This is a genomic window from Lysinibacillus sp. FSL L8-0312, from assembly GCF_038003285.1.
Lineage (GTDB): Bacteria > Bacillota > Bacilli > Bacillales_A > Planococcaceae > Lysinibacillus > Lysinibacillus fusiformis_D.
Genome location: NZ_JBBOOV010000001.1, coordinates 2,615,236 through 2,634,136, shown reverse-complemented (window position 1 = coordinate 2,634,136; position 18,901 = coordinate 2,615,236). Strand labels below are relative to the sequence as shown.

15 protein-coding genes and 1 riboswitch are annotated in these 18,901 nt (G+C 38.2%); of the genes, 10 read left to right on the top strand and 5 right to left on the bottom strand.

Going from position 1 to position 18,901, the window contains the following annotated elements:
• Positions 1-21 precede the first annotated feature (21 nt).
• The 8 genes from MHI22_RS13300 (at position 22) to MHI22_RS13265 (ending at position 12,163) form a co-directional block, all read left to right on the top strand.
• The gene (locus MHI22_RS13300) at positions 22-1,314 is read left to right on the top strand and encodes a globin-coupled sensor protein (protein ID WP_036124600.1); all 1,293 of its coding nucleotides are present in this window, start codon (positions 22-24) and stop codon (positions 1,312-1,314) included.
• 231 nt (positions 1,315-1,545) lie between these two features.
• Complete coding sequence (locus tag MHI22_RS13295) at positions 1,546-2,940, top strand: protoporphyrinogen oxidase (protein ID WP_058843593.1); 1,395 nt, start codon at positions 1,546-1,548, stop codon at positions 2,938-2,940.
• A gap of 99 nt (positions 2,941-3,039) precedes the next feature.
• Positions 3,040-3,140: riboswitch (SAM riboswitch) on the top strand.
• A gap of 91 nt (positions 3,141-3,231) precedes the next feature.
• Positions 3,232-5,079, top strand: coding sequence for a bifunctional homocysteine S-methyltransferase/methylenetetrahydrofolate reductase (locus tag MHI22_RS13290; protein WP_036124596.1), 1,848 nt, complete (start codon positions 3,232-3,234; stop codon positions 5,077-5,079).
• Positions 5,072-8,503 carry a methionine synthase gene (gene metH, locus MHI22_RS13285; RefSeq protein ID WP_058843594.1) on the top strand — a complete coding sequence of 1,144 codons (3,432 nt, stop codon included), beginning with the start codon at positions 5,072-5,074 and terminating at the stop codon, positions 8,501-8,503. Before MHI22_RS13290 ends, metH begins: the two co-directional genes overlap by 8 nt.
• A gap of 105 nt (positions 8,504-8,608) precedes the next feature.
• Complete coding sequence (locus MHI22_RS13280; protein WP_340812190.1) at positions 8,609-9,109, top strand: GNAT family N-acetyltransferase; 501 nt, start codon at positions 8,609-8,611, stop codon at positions 9,107-9,109.
• 110 nt (positions 9,110-9,219) lie between these two features.
• Positions 9,220-10,251 carry a fatty acid desaturase gene (locus MHI22_RS13275; RefSeq protein WP_036124589.1) on the top strand — a complete coding sequence of 344 codons (1,032 nt, stop codon included), beginning with the start codon at positions 9,220-9,222 and terminating at the stop codon, positions 10,249-10,251.
• A gap of 130 nt (positions 10,252-10,381) precedes the next feature.
• A complete protein-coding gene (locus MHI22_RS13270) occupies positions 10,382-11,530 on the top strand; it encodes a sensor histidine kinase (RefSeq protein ID WP_419185187.1) in 1,149 nt (382 codons plus the stop codon).
• Between the two features lie 21 nt (positions 11,531-11,551).
• Positions 11,552-12,163, top strand: coding sequence for a response regulator transcription factor (locus MHI22_RS13265; protein ID WP_036124587.1), 612 nt, complete (start codon positions 11,552-11,554; stop codon positions 12,161-12,163).
• A 39-nt stretch (positions 12,164-12,202) separates the two neighbouring features.
• Here MHI22_RS13265 and MHI22_RS13260 read toward each other — a convergent pair whose 3' ends face one another.
• The 3 genes from MHI22_RS13260 to MHI22_RS13250 form a co-directional block, all read right to left on the bottom strand.
• Complete coding sequence (locus MHI22_RS13260) at positions 12,203-13,177, bottom strand: proline dehydrogenase family protein (protein WP_036124585.1); 975 nt, start codon at positions 13,175-13,177, stop codon at positions 12,203-12,205.
• 74 nt (positions 13,178-13,251) lie between these two features.
• On the bottom strand, positions 13,252-14,004 hold the full coding sequence (locus tag MHI22_RS13255) for an ABC transporter permease (protein ID WP_340812188.1): 753 nt from the start codon (positions 14,002-14,004) through the stop codon (positions 13,252-13,254).
• A complete protein-coding gene (locus tag MHI22_RS13250) occupies positions 14,001-14,732 on the bottom strand; it encodes an ABC transporter ATP-binding protein (RefSeq protein ID WP_058845199.1) in 732 nt (243 codons plus the stop codon). Before MHI22_RS13250 ends, MHI22_RS13255 begins: the two co-directional genes overlap by 4 nt.
• 94 nt (positions 14,733-14,826) lie before the next feature.
• Between MHI22_RS13250 and MHI22_RS13245 the strand changes: the two genes are divergently transcribed.
• Positions 14,827-15,327 carry a methylated-DNA--[protein]-cysteine S-methyltransferase gene (locus tag MHI22_RS13245; protein ID WP_271911049.1) on the top strand — a complete coding sequence of 167 codons (501 nt, stop codon included), beginning with the start codon at positions 14,827-14,829 and terminating at the stop codon, positions 15,325-15,327.
• Between the two features lie 136 nt (positions 15,328-15,463).
• On the opposite strand, the gene MHI22_RS13240 is transcribed toward MHI22_RS13245, so the two are convergent.
• Positions 15,464-16,762, bottom strand: a complete 1,299-nt coding sequence (locus MHI22_RS13240; protein ID WP_058845197.1) for an ammonium transporter — start codon at positions 16,760-16,762, stop codon at positions 15,464-15,466.
• Positions 16,763-16,777: 15 nt separating this feature from the next.
• The gene (locus tag MHI22_RS13235; RefSeq protein WP_036124574.1) at positions 16,778-17,119 is read right to left on the bottom strand and encodes a P-II family nitrogen regulator; all 342 of its coding nucleotides are present in this window, start codon (positions 17,117-17,119) and stop codon (positions 16,778-16,780) included.
• A gap of 312 nt (positions 17,120-17,431) precedes the next feature.
• Between MHI22_RS13235 and MHI22_RS13230 the strand changes: the two genes are divergently transcribed.
• Positions 17,432-18,892 carry a nicotinate phosphoribosyltransferase gene (locus tag MHI22_RS13230; protein WP_082673778.1) on the top strand — a complete coding sequence of 487 codons (1,461 nt, stop codon included), beginning with the start codon at positions 17,432-17,434 and terminating at the stop codon, positions 18,890-18,892.
• The last annotated feature ends 9 nt before the right edge of the window (positions 18,893-18,901 follow it).

Here is an 18,901-nt window from a genome sequence, read left to right as displayed (position 1 = left end):
GGAATGAAAGAGGGAAGATGTGTGATTTTTCAAAAACAGAGAAAGACGAAGGTATTGGATTTACAGCAATATACAGTAAAAATGGATTTGTCTACTCGCCAATCAATGGTGAAACAAATTGAAATGCTGAATCTAACGAAGCAAGACTTACAATATTTAAAAGCTTTCCAGCCATATGTTATGGACAATGTAGATCACATCGTAAACCGTTTTTACAACATGATAGGAACAGAGCATCATTTGGTAGATATTATAAGTCATCATAGTTCTGTAGACAGACTTAAAGTAACACTACGGCAGCATATTATTGAAATGTTTAACGGAACCATTGATGAGGTGTATTACCAAAGACGAGTAAAAATTGCAAAGGTACATGTTCATATTGGGCTTAGAACCCAATGGTATATTTGCGCATTCCAAGATTTATCCATATCATTTATTGATTTAGTCGAAAAAAATATAGAGCACCCCCAAGATCAATTTAATACGATCAGGGCCATATCGAAAATTTGTAATTTCGAGCAGCAGCTGGTTTTGGAGGCTTTTGAAAACACTGTAGAACAAATGAAAGAAAAAATGATGCATGAGAAAGAAGCTATTGAACGACAAATTGTTGATTCTTCCGAAGCACTTGCCACAATTTCTCAGGAAACAAATAATTCATTTTGCTGCTTAAGCAAGCAATCTGACGAAATTAAACAATTGGCTAAAAAATCACTTGATGTCTCAACACTGGCTGAAAATCAAGCACTTGAAGGTCGTGAACGTTTAAAAAATCAATCACAAAATATGCTTAATATTATTCATTCACTTCATGATATAGAAGAAAATATTGAACAATTATCGGATATGTCTAGGGAAATGGAGACAATCATGAATGTTGTTACTAATATTGCTAATCAAACCAATCTGTTGGCATTGAATGCTGCAATTGAAGCGGCGCGTGCTGGAGAAGCGGGCAAAGGCTTTAGTGTAGTGGCTGATGAGGTGCGTAAATTATCTATTCAAACGAAGGATTCGGTTACTTCGGTGGCATTGTTATTGAAAAAAACGAGTGAACGGACAGAGAAATTAGAGCATTCTCTGGCAAATATTCAAGATGAAGTGGCGTCAGGTGAGGAAAACATGTTACAAACTGAAGGTCAATTTACAAGCATATTGGGAGCCATGACAGAAGCAAAGGATCAAAACGACTGTATGGCAACGAAAATACAAGCAATCGTCGGGATATTAAACGAGTTAGGGACATCATTTACAGAAGTAACGAATTCAGCAGAAAACTTAGCAAGCTTTTCCCAAAATCTAAAAGGATAGACTACTAAATTAACGTTTATGTTTCCGTATTTTTTAGACATATTAAACACTATAGTACCTATAAATATGTGTATTTTTGTAAATCTTGAAATGGAAATTCCATATGATTAAGCTAGAGCTATCTCACAGATGAGGTAGCTCTATTTTTGCTAAATTTGTAAAGGGTTTAACGTAATTTTCAATGAAAATAAGTTTATACTGTAGGAAGAACTAAAAATAGGGGCGGTTACTATGAAAACAGTTGTTGTATTAGGTGGCGGTATTACAGGATTATGCACAATGCATTATTTACAACGTCAAGTGAAGGAAAATAATGTAGATGTGCGTCTAGTGCTTGTAGAAAAAAATACATATTTAGGGGGCAAATTATATTCAACACATGAGCAAGGTTTTATTATGGAAACAGGTGCTGACTCGATTGTAGCTCGTCATAAAGGTGTTATGGAGCTTGTACAGGAGCTTGATTTTGAGGAGAATCTAGTTTACAACGAAACAGGTATTTCCTATATTTATACGAATAATGAATTACATGCCATTCCGGCAGATTCTACTTTTGGAATACCAATGAGTTTGGCATCCTTGGAGCAAAGCACATTGATTACAGAGCAAGGTAAACAAGATGCATTAAAAGATTTGACTTTACCAAACAAAGACTTCACAAAGGAAAGTTCAATTGGAGAGTTTTTAACCTATTATTTAGGGGAAGAGCTTGTGAAAAATCAAATTGCACCCGTTCTTGCAGGTGTTTATTCAGGGGATTTACACCAGCTTTCGATTGCCTCTACTTTACCGTACTTGATTGACTATAAGAACGAGTATGGAAGTATCATAAAAGGCTTTGATGCGAATCGTGAGCAATTTGCTAAAGCAGCCAATAAAAAGTTTATATCGTTCAAAAACGGTTTATCTTCTCTAATTGATCGTCTCGAACAAACATTAACTGATGTAGAGATCATCAAGGGTGTCGCAACTGTCAATGTTCAAAAGCAAGAAAACCACTATTCAATTGCCTTAGCTAATGGTGAAAGCATCGAGACAGATTATGTCGTTTTAGCACTGCCGAATGAGGCTGTTCAAGGCCTACTACAGGATGAATCATTAAACCGTTATTTTGACCAATTTACGACAGCTTCAGCAATTACGATCTATTTAGGTTTTGATGTACCAGACTCTAGATTGCCAGCAGATGGAACGGGCTATATTGTCTCACATAATTCTGACGTTACATGTAATGCTGCAACTTGGACAAGTCGTAAATGGAGGCATACATCAAGAGATCATAAATTACTTGTGCGACTCTTTTATAAAAGCATCAATCCAGCATATGAGCAACTCCGTGCCATGTCTGACGAAGAATTAGCAGCGGTTGCTTTAGAGGATGTGCGCAAGAGCCTAGGAATAGAGGAACAGCCAACAGTTATTAATGTCACAAAATGGATTGATCAAATGCCAAAATATGATCTAGCTCACCGTGAAGCATTACAAGGTTTAGTTCAAGAATTACAAGAAAACTATCCTAATCTATCCATCGCAGGTTGTTCATACTTTGGGGTAGGGATTGGTGCTTGTATTCAAAATGGGAAAAAAATCGGTGAGGAGCTTGCAAAGGAACTAGCCAATTTCTAAGCTTTTAAGTGAAAAATATCTTTGTTATGTGAAATAGTCTTGACTCATTCGTCAGTAAACGATATGATTCTTTTAATTATTTAAAAAATTCATACTACATTCTTATCAAGAGAAGCAGAGGGACTGGCCCATTGAAGCTTCAGCAACCAACTTTTTTGTCAGGTGCTAAATCCAGAAGACCATTGAGTCGAAGATGAGAAGGAAAAAACAATGATGAGTCATTAAAGCCTTCTTTTTTTTATAAAAGAAGGCTTTTTATTATACAGAGATATAGGAAGAGAGGCTAGTTTAATGAGATTGCTTGAAAGGTTAAAAACGCATGTATTGACGGCAGATGGCGCAATAGGCACAGTACTTTATGGCTATGGTTTGGAGTATTGTCATGAGGAAATGAATGTACAGAAACCTGAGTTAATTGAAAAGATTCATAGAGAATATATTGCAGCTGGTGCTGATATCATCCAAACGAATACGTATGGTGCAAATGCCATTAAATTAGCTCGCTATGGATTAGAATCGCGTGTCCAACAATTTAATGAAGCAGCGATTACAATCGCAAAGCGAGCTGCGGCAGATGGAGGTCAGTTTGTCTTAGGGACAATTGGTGGTATTCGTGGTATTCGTAAAAGTGATGCAACGTTAGATGAAATCTTAGCAACTATTGAGGAGCAAGCGAGTGTTTTACTTGCTGGGAATCCAGACGGCCTTTTACTCGAAACCTATTATGATTTTGAAGAATTAACAGCTACCTTAAAGATGCTACGGACAAAGACAAAATTACCGATTATTGCGCAAGTTTCCATGCACGAACCTGGTGTTTTACAAAACGGTATGTCTTTAAATAACGCCCTGCATGAGCTAGAAAAACTTGGTGCGGATATTGTGGGTGTCAATTGTCGTCTAGGTCCACACCATACTATTCAGGCGTTTGAAGGTGTAGAACTTCCTGATAAGGCATTTATGTCGGCTTATCCGAATGCTTCACTCCTTGACTTAGAAGATGGACGTGTCGTTTATGAGTCAGAAGCTGAATATTTTGGTCGAGCGGCTGTAGAATTACGTGATCAAGGGGTACGCTTAATTGGGGGCTGTTGTGGTACGACACCGAAGCATATAGCAGCAGCGAAGAAGTATTTAGAAGAGTTATCACCAGTTCATGAAAAGTATGCCAAACCCGAGAAGATTCAAATTGTTCGTGAAGCAGAGCCAACGAAGTATGAACCTCTTCATGAAAAAGTAAAGCGCGAACGCTCTGTCATTGTAGAGCTAGATACACCTAGACATCTGGAAATTGATGGTTTTCTGGAAGGGGCAAAACAATTGTATGATGCAGGAGCAGATGTCGTCATGATGGCAGACAATTCTCTGGCTTCTCCACGTATTAGCAATATTGCTATGGGTGCATTGTTGAAGAGTACTAATGGTGTACGTCCTCTAACACATATTACATGCCGAGATCGTAATTTAATCGGTCTGCAATCACATTTAATGGGGTTAAATGCATTAGGAATTCATGATGTGTTAGCTGTTACTGGTGATCCAACAAAAGTTGGGGACTTCCCAGGTGCCACAAGTGTTTATGATGTCTCATCAATGGAGCTGATCCAATTAATTAAGCAGTTAAATCAAGGCATTTCCTTCTCAGGTAAACCACTTCGTAAAAAAGCAAATTTTTCAGTAGCTGCTGCATTTAATCCAAATGTCCGTGTATTAGATCGTGCTGTGGCACGCTTAGAGAAGAAAATTGAGTATGGAGCAGACTACTTTATTTCACAGCCAGTATATACGAAGGAAAAAATTGTGGAAATTTATGAGGCAACCAAGCATTTGCAAGCACCTATTTATATTGGTATTATGCCCGTTACAAGTTATAAAAGTGCTGAATTCTTACATCATGAGGTGCCAGGCATAAAATTATCTGAAGATGCCTTAGCAAGAATGAAGGCCTGTGGTGAAGATAAAGAACGTGCAACATTTGAGGGGATTGCCATTGCGAAGGAATTAGTTGAGGTGGCTGCACAGTATTTCAATGGCATTTACCTTATCACTCCATTTTTACGTTATGATGTGACATTAGAGTTGATGAAATATATTGAGCAATTGGATGAACAGAAAAAAGGGGTAAGTATACATGGCTAAGCACTTGATTGAAAAGCAACTAGAGAAACGTATTTTAATTCTTGATGGCGCAATGGGAACAATGCTACAAAACGAAAACTTATCCGCTGAGGATTTTGGCGGGGAGGAGCTTGATGGCTGTAATGAAAATCTTGTGCTTACTAGACCTGATGTAATTAAGGAAATTCACCATAAATATTTAGAGGCAGGCGCAGATATTATTTGTACGAATACTTTTGGCGGGACACCTCTTGTGTTAAATGAATATGATCTTGGCGCAAAAGCGGAAGAAATTAATAAACGTGCCGTCGAAATTGCTCGTCAAGCAGTGGATAACTTTTCAACATCAGATTGGCCACGCTTTGTTGCTGGCGCAATGGGTCCAACAACAAAAACATTATCCGTAACTGGCGGTATTACATTTGATGAGCTAGAGGAAAACTTTTATGTACAGGCGAAGGCGTTAATTGAGGCAGGAGCAGACGTCCTTTTACTAGAAACTAGTCAGGATATGTTAAACGTAAAAGCAGGTACTCTAGGTGTAGCACGTGCTTTCGCGGCAACTGGCAAAGAACTACCCGTCATGATTTCAGGAACAATTGAACCGATGGGTACAACACTCGCAGGGCAAACGATTGATGCTTTTTATATTTCTATTGAACATATTAAACCACTATCCGTTGGCTTAAACTGTGCGACTGGACCAGAGTTTATGACGGATCATATTCGTTCATTAGCAGAGCTTTCCACAGGCTATATTAGCTGTTATCCGAATGCAGGCTTGCCGGATGAAGAAGGTTGCTATCATGAATCACCAGAATCTTTATCACAAAAATTAAAAGGCTTTGCAGAAAAGGGCTGGCTTAATATTGTAGGTGGATGTTGTGGGACGACTCCAGCTCATATCACAGCTATCCGTGAGGTTTTAAAAGATGAAAAACCACGCCAAATACCAGAGAAAACACATGGTCATGCGGTATCAGGAATCGAACCATTATTGTATGACGATTCTATGCGTCCATTATTTATTGGTGAAAGAACGAATGTTATAGGCTCTCGTAAATTTAAGAATTTAATCATTGATGGGAAGTTTGAAGAAGCTGCAGAAATTGCACGTGCGCAAGTAAAAAATGGTGCACACGTTATTGATATTTGTTTAGCCAACCCTGATCGTGATGAATTAGCTGATATGCGTGGTTTTATGCAGGAGGTTGTGAAAAAGGTTAAGGTTCCTCTTGTAATCGACTCGACAGATGAAAAGGTCATTGAGGAAGCATTAAAATTTTCTCAAGGAAAAGCCATCATTAACTCTATAAATCTAGAAGATGGTGAAGAACGATTTGATGCAGTAATGCCACTCGTAAAGAAGTATGGAGCCTCATTGGTAGTTGGAACCATTGATGAAATAGGAATGGCCGTTGATCGTCATCGCAAGCTTGAAATTGCCGAACGTTCCTATAAATTATTAACTGAAAAATGGGGACTTGCACCGGAGGATATCATTTTCGACCCGTTGATGTTCCCTGTAGGGACTGGTGATGAGCAGTATATTGGATCGGCTCTAGAAACAATTGAAGGAATTCGACTAATCAAAGAAAAGATGCCACAGACATTAACTGTACTGGGTGTAAGTAATATTTCATTTGGCTTACCACCAGTTGGCCGTGAAGTACTGAATGCTGTGTATCTTTATCATTGTACACAGGCCGGCTTAGATTATGCCATTGTCAATACAGAGAAACTAGAACGTTATGCATCCATTCCAGAGGCAGAAATTAAACTTGCAAATGACTTACTGTTTAATACGAATGATGAAACATTAGCAGTATTCACAGACTTTTATCGTGATAAAAAGAAAGAAAAAACCGAAGCGGATATACCAAAAACGGTTGAAGGTCGTTTAGCTTATTATATTTTAGAAGGTACAAAAGAAGGGCTGATTGAGGATTTAGATGCTGCACGCGAAATCTTTGAGGCGCCACTTGATATTATTAATGGTCCTTTAATGGCTGGTATGGCTGAGGTAGGTCGATTGTTTAATGATAACCAACTCATTGTAGCGGAGGTTTTACAATCAGCAGGCGTGATGAAGGCTGCTGTTGCCCATTTAGAGCAATTCATGGAAAAGGATGAAGAGAGTGCTGGAAAAGGGAAAATGGTTTTGGCTACCGTTAAAGGAGATGTGCACGATATTGGGAAAAACCTTGTTGATATTATTTTAAGTAATAATGGCTATAAGGTTGTCGATTTAGGCATTAAAGTAACACCAGCACAATTGATTGAAGCGATTCGCAAGGAAAAACCAGATTTTATCGGGCTATCAGGCTTACTGGTAAAATCAGCGCAACAGATGGTCATTACTGCTCAGGATTTCAAAGAGGCTGGCATTGATGTACCGATTTTAGTTGGTGGAGCTGCACTTTCTCGACGCTTTACAGAAACAAAAATTGCAGATGAATACAATGGTCCAGTTATTTATTCAAAGGATGCTATGCAGGGATTAGAGCAAGCAAATCTATTAATGGGTAAGGAAACGCGTGCGAATTTCTTAGCTGAAATCCAGGAATCTCGTCAAAAACGTCTAGAGGCAGATGTAAAAAGAGCTGCACGTCCAGCTAAAGAGATAACAATAAAGCCAGTACGTACTGTAAAGGGAGCGTCAGTATTTTTACCAGCTGATTTACGTCGTCATGTGAAGAAAGACTATGCAGTATCGCATTTATATCCATACGTCAATATGCGTACATTGCTGGGACATCATTTAGGCTTGAAAGGGCAGGTTCAGCAATTGCTAGATGCCGGTGATTCACGAGCAACAGAACTAAAGGATTTAGTAGATGATTATTTAAAAAGTGATTTATTAAAGCCTTCAGGTTTATATCAATTTTTCCCTGCTCAAGCGGATGGGGATGATGTCGTTGTTTATGATCCTGCCGATAGTAAAACAGAAATTGAACGTTTTACTTTCCCGCGCCAGCAAGTAGAACCATTTTTATGTCTTGCCGATTTCTTAAAAACGGTAGAGAGTGGAGAAATGGATTATATTGCGCTCATGGTGGTAACAGCAGGGCAAGGGGTTATGGCAACAGCTCGTCAGTTAAAAGAGGCTGGCAAATTCCTTGAAAGCCATGCACTGCAATCGACTGCACTAGAATTAGCAGAGGGCTTTGCTGAACGTATGCATCAAGAAATACGTGACCAATGGGGCTTCCCAGATGCCACTGATTTTACAATGAGAGATCGTTTTGCAGCTAAATATCAAGGGCAACGTTTTTCTTTCGGTTATCCTGCGTGTCCTAACTTGGAGGATCAGGAAAAACTATTCGGCTTATTAAAGCCTGAGGATATTGGCGTTCACCTTACAGAAGGTTTTATGATGGAGCCTGAAGCATCTGTTTCAGCGATTGTTTTTGCTCATCCCGATGCTCGCTACTTCAATGTTTAAGGCGTAAAATAGGAGGATATAGATAGTCAATGAATTGACTATCTATATCCATTCCATTGAATCATTGAAGAGTGTGAGGACAATTTCATTAAGGAAGTGAGCAGGATGATTCGATTCATGGAAGAAAAAGATATACCTGAGGTTTTAGACATCTATAATGATATTATTTTAACAAGTAAGGCTGTCTACCGATATGATATACAAACTTTAGATGAAAAAATGCGATGGTATAAGGAGCAGCAAGCATTCGGCAATCCACTGCTTGTATTTGTGGAAAATGGGATTGTTGCTGGCTTTGCTACTTATAGTCAATTCCGTCCTTACCCTGGTTATCAATATACAATGGAGCATTCCGTCTACGTGCATAATGAGCATTATCAAAAGGGAATTGCAACGAAGCTCATGCATAAGCTTATAGCGATTGCAGAGGAGCGGGGTGTCAAAACACTCGTTGCTGGCATTGATGGAGAAAACATTGCTAGCATTAAAGTACATGAAAAATTAGGTTTTGAATATGCAGGTACAATTAAAAATGCAGGCTATAAATTTGAACAATGGCTAGACCTTGTGTTCTATCAGTTGCATTTGAATGGACCAACATCATAAAAAGGATATGACAAATGTCATATCCTTTTTATGATGTTTGCGTCTGTTACTGACTTGTACTCTTGTTTTATGATGAGGTCATAAGAAAAAAAGAAACGAGGGAGTAAAGGATGGCAACTATTAAAGAAAAAACAAAAAAGTTACGCCAAGATGTAGCGCCATTTGCTAAATCTAATACGGGTAAAAGTGTTTTTCAAATGATAAATACACTTGTACCGTTAATTGCATTGTGGGTGGCTGGTTACTTATTAGTAGATGTTTCACCTTGGCTAACAGTTGGCTTAAGTGCCATTTCAGCGGGGTTTGTCGTACGAACTTTTATTATTTTTCACGATTGCACACACGGATCATTTTTCAAAAGTAAAAAGGCAAACGACTGGGTTGGATTTTTTACTGGAGTGCTAACATCATTCCCATATGAAAAATGGAAACGTGAACATACAATTCACCATGCAACAAGCTCAAACCTAGACAAGCGTGGTATTGGTGATATTGATATGATGACAGTGGAAGAATATATGCAAGCTTCAAAGGGACAACGATTATGGTATCGCTTTTATCGTAACCCATTCGTTATGTTTGGGTTAGGACCATTATATATGGTGCTTATCTTAAATCGTTTTAATCGTAAGGATGCAAGAAAGAAAGAACGCTTGAACACAATTTTAACGAATATCGTTATGGTCGGAATTTGTGCTGCTTTAATTTTCTTCATGGGCTGGCAAGCATTTTTATTAGTCCAAGGCGTTACCTTATTTATTGCTGGTTCTTTAGGAATTTGGCTGTTTTATATTCAGCACACATATGAAGATTCTTATTTTGAACATGAATCAGAATGGGATTATGTTAAAGCCGCAGTGGAAGGTAGCTCGTATTATAAATTGCCAAAGATTTTACAATGGGTTACAGGGAATATTGGTTTCCACCATGTCCATCACTTAGCTCCTCGAGTACCTAACTATAATCTTGAAAAAGCACATAATGAAACGCCGCCTTTACACATGGCAACAACGATTACGTTACGTACAAGTTTAGAATCATTACGTTACAAGTTATATGATGAAGATCAAGGCAAATTTGTATCGTTTAAAGAAGTAAATGAAATCATAAAACGCAAAGCAAGAGGCAGTATTGCCGCTTAGTTGAAAACAGCCATCTCTGCAAACGAGATGGCTGTTTTATGTAAAAGGATGGGTTTTGTCTAAAGCGTGTGCAGGCATAAATTAAATTTTCTTGTTATAATAAGGGAAAAGTAGGAAAGAGCGTGAGATTATGTTGAGGAAATGGCATAGTATTATTCCGAATAGTCCAATGCTCAGTGTATATTTATGGATTATTTTTTGTTTCCTACCGTTTTTCTTCATTTTTAGGAAATCATCTTATATCGAAATCTCGATTGGCATTACGTTTTTAATGCTTTATTTTATTTTCTATCGATTTTCCATGAATTCGAAAAGCGGTTTAGTTTATATGTGGATCAGCTTTGAAATGGCCATCAATATTGTCATGACCATCTTATATGGCTATGTGTATCTATCTATTTTCACAGCATTTTTTATTGGCAACATACGAAGACCTGTCGGCTTTTATATTATGTACGGTCTACATATTGGGTTTACAGTTATATCTACCGGTGTCGGCTTCTTTGTGGAGCTTCACTTATTTTTATCGCAGCTACCTTTTGTTGTGCTAACCATTCTAGCTGTTGTTCTTTTACCATTAACGATTTATTCCAAAAATAAACGTGAAAACTTAGAGGGGCAGTTAGAAACAGCTAATGAACGTATTGCCGAGTTAATTGTTTTTGAGGAACGACAACGAATTGCTCGTGATTTGCATGATACTTTGGGGCAAAAATTGTCCATGATTGGCTTAAAAAGTGATCTAGCTTCTAGGTTGATTGAACGTGATCCACAGCAGGCTTTGATTGAGATTAAGGATATACGCCAGACGGCAAGCATTGCCTTAAAAGAGGTTCGTGAATTGGTGTCAGACATGCGGACGGCAAAATTTGAGGATGAGCTAATGCGTATTTCTCAAATACTAAAGGCAGCAGAAATGGAGTTTGTTTTTGAAGGAGATAAAAATGCATTGCAAGTTCCGCCACTTGTCGAAAATGTTTTATGCATGTGCCTAAAAGAGGCGGTTAATAATGTTGTCAAACATAGTGGAGCAACAAAATGTGAAATTGCTTTCCATCAAAACTTTAAGGAAGTTTACTTAATCGTTCGGGATAACGGACAAGGTATTACGAAAAAACAAGCATGGAAAACGGGGAACGGATTGAAGGGAATGCGGGAACGCTTAGAGTTTATTAATGGGTCCTTTAAGATTGAAAGTGTTGAGGGTACTACATTAACGGTAACTATACCAGTGGCTATTACGCATCAAAATGTCAAAGAAAATCTGAAGAACATATAGAATAGAAAAGAGGCTTGTGACATGATACGAATTGTGATCGCTGAAGATCAGGGGATGCTATTAGGGGCTCTTCGCTCTTTACTTAGTATGGAAGAGGATATGGAGGTCGTCGGCTTAGCAAAAAATGGTGAGGAAGCATTGACGCTGGTGGCAGAGCATCAGCCTGATATTTGTATTATGGATATTGAAATGCCAGTGAAAACGGGACTAGACGCAGCAGAAGAAATGCATAGTATTGGCTCAGATTGTAAGGTCATTATTTTAACTACATTTGCCAGACCAGGTTATTTCGAGCGTGCTAGGAAAGCGAGCGTAAGAGGCTATTTATTAAAGGATAGCCCTATTGAGGAATTAGTAAGTGGGATTCGTACAATAATGGACGGTAAACGTATTTATGCACCAGAGCTTGTTGATTTTGTCTATGAGGATGATAGTGAAAATCCTTTAACAGAGCGTGAAAGCCAGGTGCTGACACTTGTGGCAGAGGGCAAGACGACAAAGGAAATTGCGGCAGAGCTATTTTTATCTGCTGGAACGGTACGTAATTATATTTCAACCATTTTAGAAAAACTAAATGTTGGTAATCGTATTGAGGCCATTGCACGCTTTAAAGAAAAAGGATGGAACAAATAAAGAGAACCTTATCGCATGAGCGCGATAAGGTTCGTTTTTTTACTTTTTGCGTTTTGTTATACGTCCAAGAACGAATGCACCTGCTGCTACAGCAAGAACAGTATTCGTTTTTTTCGTAAACACTTGTTTTGTTACAAGGTTAAGGTTTTGAGGACGCTCAGCTAAACGGCGCATAAAGTAGCCGTACCAATCTTCACCGAATGGAACGTACACACAGAAGTTATAGCCTTCTTTTGCAAGCTCTTTTTGCATATCAGTGCGGAAACCGTATAGCATTTGGAATTCAAATTTATCAAGTGGAATATTATGATCTGCAACAAAGCGTTTTACGTGTGCGATGATATTATGATCATGTGTTGCAATTGACGTAAATTTGCCGTGTAGCAAGTGATATTCAATCAACTCAATAAAGTTTAAATCAATATCTAATTTATCTTGATAGGCGACTTCTACAGGCTCTTTATAAGCACCTTTTACAATACGTAAACGGTAGTCCTTGAATTTTTCGATATCGTCTTTTGCACGGTAAAAGTAGGATTGAATAACTGTACCAACATTATTAAATGTTTTAGATAACTCTTCTACCATATCAAAGGATGTTTGAAGACGGCCGTAGTCTTCCATATCAAAGTTAACAAATATATCATAAGAAGCGGCTTTTTCTACTATTTCATACAGGTTGTCATAACAAAAATCAACATCAATGTCTAAACCTAATTGAGATGGTTTTAATGAAATATGTGCAGCAACACCGTTCTCATGGATGGCTTCGATTACAGTAAGGATTTTTTCTTTTGCAGCCGTTGCTTCTTCTTTACTTGAAACAAATTCACCTAGGTTGTCTACCGTACAAGAAATATTATGTGCATTTAGTTCTTTGATGCTTGCAATTGTTTCTTCAATATTTGTACCAGCTACTACACTCTGTGCTCCTAATTTTAGGCCATATTTCTTTGCAGCACTATTTAATAGTTGGTTTTCAGATAACTGGATGAAAAAATCGCGTAATAACATGGTCATTCTCCTAACTGCATTTTCTTTTTAGTATAACATAAATGTTTTAAACTATATTCATTTCAGCTTAACAATTATTTCATATCAAGTATTTGCATACGTTCATTAAATAGCACAGGATAACTTAAAAAACCAATCATGATGCTGGATAATGTTGCTGTTGTTAAGAGCGCAAAGATGATTAAAAGTTGAAATTGGACAGCATGGATAGGGTCAGCCCCACCAATAATTTGCCCACTCATCATACCTGGTAGCTGTACTAAACCGATTGTTTTTTGGCTTTCTATCGTAGGAATCATACTAGCTTTTACGGCATTGATCAGTTGGCGATGAACGGCTTGTTTTGGCGTGCCACCTAGCGATAAAATTAATTCCATTTGATCTTTATGGCTACTAATTTCAGCTGTAAAACGATTTAAAAATAAAATGGACAGCACCATCGAATTGCCAATTAACATCCCACTAATCGGAATGATATACTGGGCAGTAGCTGGAACAATATGAAATCCTAGCAAGACACCTTGTGTAACAATTTCTATGACGACAAGTGTCAGTGCTATTTTCCAAGTAATTCCTTTAATACCCACCCCTTTTTTTCGTGCATTTAATGTTGCGACGACAATCATTAGCGCTACCATGAGAAGTATATAACCATAACTATTGGCGTCAAAAACAAATTTTAAAATATAGCCGACAGCAAGCAATTGAACAATGGAACGTAACGTTGCAATGAGCGTATCTTTTTCAAGATCCAACTTTAATGTTTTAGATAATATGAGAGGAATACAGACAAAGATTAGGGTTAAGGATAAGGCTGTAAATGTCATTGATTAACCCCCTGAACAAACGCTGCAACACGTGGATTCGTTGGGGCTTCAAGTAAAGCACTTTTACCAGTTTCAATTAACTCACCATCCATCATAACCCATGTATAGTGACCAATTGTCAATGCTTGTTGCAAATTATGTGTAATCCAAATTATCGTGACATTGTATTTTTTGTTAATAGTAGCAATCAATTTTTCAATTTCTTGTACGGATTGACGATCCAGCGCAGATGTAATTTCATCTAATAATAAAATAGAGGATTGATTGATCAGGGTTCGTGCAATGGATACCTTTTGACGTTGTCCACCAGACAATTCACTTGTTGATTGGTGTAAGAAGCTTTCGTTTAATCCAACATCCTCTAAATATTGGACAGCCTCCTGCTGCGAGAGTTTTTGCCCCTGTAGTGTACGGGGAAGGGCGAGATTATCTAGCACTGTACCTGCTATCATCGGAGCTGCCTGTAAAGCAATACCAACATGTCTCCTTAAAGCGGTGGGCTCATATGTAGAAATAGGCTGATTTTCAACGAGTATATGCCCGTTTGTTGGTGACAGAAGACCATTACATAATTTAAGTAGCGTTGTTTTACCAGCACCAGAAGGACCAACAAGAGTCGTAATTTGCCCTTTTGGAAATGACCCAGTAATTGACTTTAATATCATTTTGTCATTTACTGAAAAATGAACTTGTTGAAAGTGAATGGCAGGCTCATATAACGTATTCATTTATTGAAACTCCTTTGTTATAGTCGGTAAAATAACTGTAGCATGAAATGACTGGAAGATGCAGTTTAAATAGTAGAAAGTAGGGGATTTGGAAATGCAAATATTGTATGTCGATACATTAACGTATACACAAGGGGATATGTATCTAGTGGCTTCAGATAAAGGTATTGTCTATATAGGAACACCAAATGCATCATTTGAGGAAGTAGAAGAGTGGGCTAAAAAACCTTTTAAAGGGTATGGCTTTGAAGAAAATCCAGAAAAATTACAGCCATATAAGGCTCAGTTAACTGCTTATTTTAACAAGGAGCTTACTGAGTTTGACCTACCTGTCCATGTAAAGGGAACACCTTTTCAATTAGCCGTTTGGGATGCCCTAAAAGAATTGCCTTATGGTACAACAACATCCTATGGTAATATCGCACAACGCATTGGTAATCCGAAAGCAGTTAGAGCTGTAGGGACTGCAATTGGTGCAAATCCAATACTAGCGATTATTCCATGCCATCGAGTCATTGGCAAAAATGGTCAATTAACAGGCTTCCGAAGTGGCCTCGCTATGAAACAGTTTTTACTTGAGTTAGAGCAAGTTTAAATTAAGTGAAGGTTGATGAAGGGTGGTTTGAGCAATGGGAAGAGCGTTTTGAGCGAAAGAATTGGAAATAATTACCTAACTAAAAAAGAAAAATCTGCCCCATCATCTAGAGATACAGGAGCAGATTTTCCACTAGCTATACATGTTGTTCTTCTTGGACATTGCTTTGTGATTTACCGAAATGTGTTAAGCGATGAGCAAAGGTTTCTCCTCGTACAGCAGAGCTTTTGAAAATGTCTTGGAATTCGTAAGCAGGAGCGCCATGTTCCATTACATCTAAACCAGCAATCTCTTCTTCAGCTGTTACACGTAATGGGATAAATGCTTTGATAATCAATAAGCCTGCTGACACAGATACGCTAACCCAGGCAACTGTTGCGATGACACCGATTGCTTGAATCCCTAGTAGACCAAAACCACCGCCATACAATAAACCTTGACCACCAATGTCAAATAAACCAACTGCCAATGTTCCCCAAATACCACAAATACCATGAACCGCAATCGCTCCAACAGGATCATCTACTTTTAGCTTCCATTCAAGGAAACGTACACCTTCTACAAGTAATGGCGCGGCGATTAAGCCGATGATGAGGGAGCCCATGATACTGACATTCGCAGCACCAGCCGTAATCCCTACAAGCCCGGCTAATGCACCGTTTAATGTAAGGGAGCCATCAATATGACCGTAACGGAATTTCGTATAGAAAGCGGTAGCAACTACACCAGCAGCTGCTGCAAAGAATGTATTGGAAATAACACTAGGAACAAGTTCAGGATCGGCAGCTAACGTTGAAGCTCCATTAAAGCCAAACCAACCAAACCAAAGTAAAAATACGCCTAAAGCTCCTAATGGGATACTGTGTCCTGTAATTACATTTACTCGACCATTTTCATATTTACCAAGTCGAGGTCCAACCATAACAGCTGCGACAAATGCTGCGACAGCCCCCGTTAAGTGAACAACTGTAGAGCCGGCAAAATCAACAAAGCCTAGATCTGTTAACCAGCCTTGCCCACTCCAAACCCAGTGACCAACAACAGGATAAACAACTAAAGACATAAGTATAATGACGCCGATATAAGCAAAAATATTAGTACGTTCTGCGACAGCGCCAGACAAAATCGTTGCTCCAGTTGCAGCAAACATTGTTTGGAAGATAAAGAAGGAAAGATCATCTACTCCTTTTAAAGCAAAACCGCTAGTGCCGAAAATACCACCTACTGTGTCGCCGAACATAATGGCGTAACCACATAAAAAATAGACAATGCCACCAAGGGAAATCGTTAGGAAATTCTTCATGATGATATTGACGGCATTTTTTGAGCGGGTAAATCCAGCCTCGACCATAGCAAAACCAGCGTGCATAAAGAATACTAAAATAGTGCCAAGCATCACCCAAATTAAATTAACCGATAATAATACTGCATCCATCTATATCTTCCCCCTTTACTCTACTGCAATCGATCCGACTTCTTTTGTTCGGATACGAATTGCTTGTTCTACTGGATAAATGAAAATCTTTCCGTCCCCGACCTTGCCAGTTGCTGCTTCACGCAATAAAATCTCTACGATGGCATCGATTTTCCCATCGTCCACAATCATTTCCAATTTCAATTTAGGTAAAAATTCAATTTCATACGTATTGCCGCGAAAGAGTCCTGTTCTACCTAACTGACGACCACAGCCGGCAATTTCAGAGACGCTTAAACCTGCAATTCCTTCCTTTGCAAGTCCGTCCCGAACGGCCCCAAAAACTTCAGGACGAATGATTGCTTCAATTTTTTTCATGTGTACCAGCTCCTTGCGTAAATTTAATTTACATGTTAAAGCGGAATAAAAATCAATGCAATTGTTTTTTTAGAATGCATGTTATATTACCTTACATCTTATATTTCTATTCTCGAAATAGTTTGCAGAAAATGTTTTTATAAAAGGAATGAAAGCGGTACTAAAAAATGTGTCTAAAATGTGAACAGTTCTAAATTTTCTGACTATTTATGTTAGAAAACCTAACATCAAATAGAAGATATGTAAAACGCAAGAATTTGGGTATATAGTGTATACTAGGACTAATTATCAAAGCGGAAGAAGGGGTTTCTTTTGAGATCAAACTATGCAGATGATAGCTTAGCGCTACACACAGACTTATATCAAATTAATATGGCAGAATCCTACTGGGCGGATGGCATACATAATAAAAAAGCAGTTTTTGAATTATATTTTAGGAAATTACCTTTTGGTAATGGCTATGCCATATTTGCTGGGTTAGAGCGAATGCTTGATTATCTACGTGATTTTCATTTTAGCGAATCCGATATTACCTATTTACGTGAGGAAGTGGGCTACAAGGAGGACTTTATCGAGTACTTGAAAAATATTCGATTCACAGGGGATATGTATTCTATGGTAGAAGGGGAGCTTGTTTTTGCCAATGAACCGATTGTTCGAATTGAAGCTCCATTAGTAGAAGCGCAGCTTATTGAAACGGCATTGCTTAATATTGTTAATTACCAAACATTAATTGCCACAAAGGCAAGCCGTATTAAACAAATTACTAAAAATGAAGTGGCGATGGAATTTGGGACAAGGCGTGCACAGGAAATGGATGCAGCTATTTGGGGAACTCGTGCTGCGTTTATAGGGGGCTTTGCTTCTACTAGTAATGTTCGTGCAGGTAAACTTTTTAATATTCCTGTCTCTGGTACACACGCACATGCGTTAGTACAAGCTTATAAAAATGATTATGATGCATTCCATGCTTATGCTAAACGTCATCGTGATTGTGTTTTTTTAGTAGATACTTACAATACATTGAAATCAGGTGTGCCAACTGCTATTAAAGTAGCTAAAGAGCTAGGAGACAAAATTAACTTTATTGGCATACGTTTAGATAGCGGTGATATCGCGTTTTTATCAAAAGAAGCTCGTCGTATGTTGGATGCTGCAGGCTTCCAGGATGCCAAAATCATTGTCTCGAATGATTTAGATGAATACACAATCTTAAATTTAAAATCTCAAGGTGCAAAAGTAGATGTTTGGGGAATTGGTACAAAGCTTATTACAGCTTACGATCAGCCTGCATTAGGTGCAGTTTATAAAATGGTGGCTATCGAAAATAGCGAAGGGCAACTTGAAGATACAATCAAAATTTCGGCTAATGCGGAAAAGGTATCAACGCCAGGATTAAAAAATGTCTATCGTATTATCGATAAAAAAAATGGGAAGGCAGAGGGCGATTATATTACGATGCAAGAAGAAAACCCTCAAGCTGAGGAACGCATAAAAATGTTCCATCCAATCCATACATTTGTATCAAAGTTTGTCACAAATTTTGAAGCAAAAAATTTACATCAACATGTCATTAAAAATGGAGTAATCAATTATCAAAATCCTACTTTGGTGGAAATGCGTGATTATGCTGCGGAAAATTTAGAATTGCTGTGGGATGAATATAAACGTGCGATGAATCCTGAAGAGTATCCAGTCGATCTCAGCCAAAAATGCTGGGATAATAAAATGCGTAATATTGAAGAAGTGCACAATATGGTTAAGCGAATGTAAATAAGAGGA

Excerpts from the sequence above, each read along its gene's own strand:
- MHI22_RS13295 (WP_058843593.1), top strand. The coding sequence starts at position 1,546 with ATGAAAACAGTTGTTGTATTAGGTGGCGGTATTACAGGATTATGCACA.
- MHI22_RS13290 (WP_036124596.1), top strand. The coding sequence starts at position 3,232 with ATGAGATTGCTTGAAAGGTTAAAAACGCATGTATTGACGGCAGATGGC.
- metH (WP_058843594.1), top strand. The coding sequence starts at position 5,072 with ATGGCTAAGCACTTGATTGAAAAGCAACTAGAGAAACGTATTTTAATT.
- MHI22_RS13280 (WP_340812190.1), top strand. The coding sequence starts at position 8,609 with ATGATTCGATTCATGGAAGAAAAAGATATACCTGAGGTTTTAGACATC.
- MHI22_RS13275 (WP_036124589.1), top strand. The coding sequence starts at position 9,220 with ATGGCAACTATTAAAGAAAAAACAAAAAAGTTACGCCAAGATGTAGCG.
- MHI22_RS13270 (WP_419185187.1), top strand. The coding sequence starts at position 10,382 with ATGTTGAGGAAATGGCATAGTATTATTCCGAATAGTCCAATGCTCAGT.
- MHI22_RS13265 (WP_036124587.1), top strand. The coding sequence starts at position 11,552 with ATGATACGAATTGTGATCGCTGAAGATCAGGGGATGCTATTAGGGGCT.
- MHI22_RS13260 (WP_036124585.1), bottom strand. The coding sequence starts at position 13,177 with ATGTTATTACGCGATTTTTTCATCCAGTTATCTGAAAACCAACTATTA.
- MHI22_RS13255 (WP_340812188.1), bottom strand. The coding sequence starts at position 14,004 with ATGACATTTACAGCCTTATCCTTAACCCTAATCTTTGTCTGTATTCCT.
- MHI22_RS13250 (WP_058845199.1), bottom strand. The coding sequence starts at position 14,732 with ATGAATACGTTATATGAGCCTGCCATTCACTTTCAACAAGTTCATTTT.
- MHI22_RS13245 (WP_271911049.1), top strand. The coding sequence starts at position 14,827 with ATGCAAATATTGTATGTCGATACATTAACGTATACACAAGGGGATATG.
- MHI22_RS13240 (WP_058845197.1), bottom strand. The coding sequence starts at position 16,762 with ATGGATGCAGTATTATTATCGGTTAATTTAATTTGGGTGATGCTTGGC.
- MHI22_RS13235 (WP_036124574.1), bottom strand. The coding sequence starts at position 17,119 with ATGAAAAAAATTGAAGCAATCATTCGTCCTGAAGTTTTTGGGGCCGTT.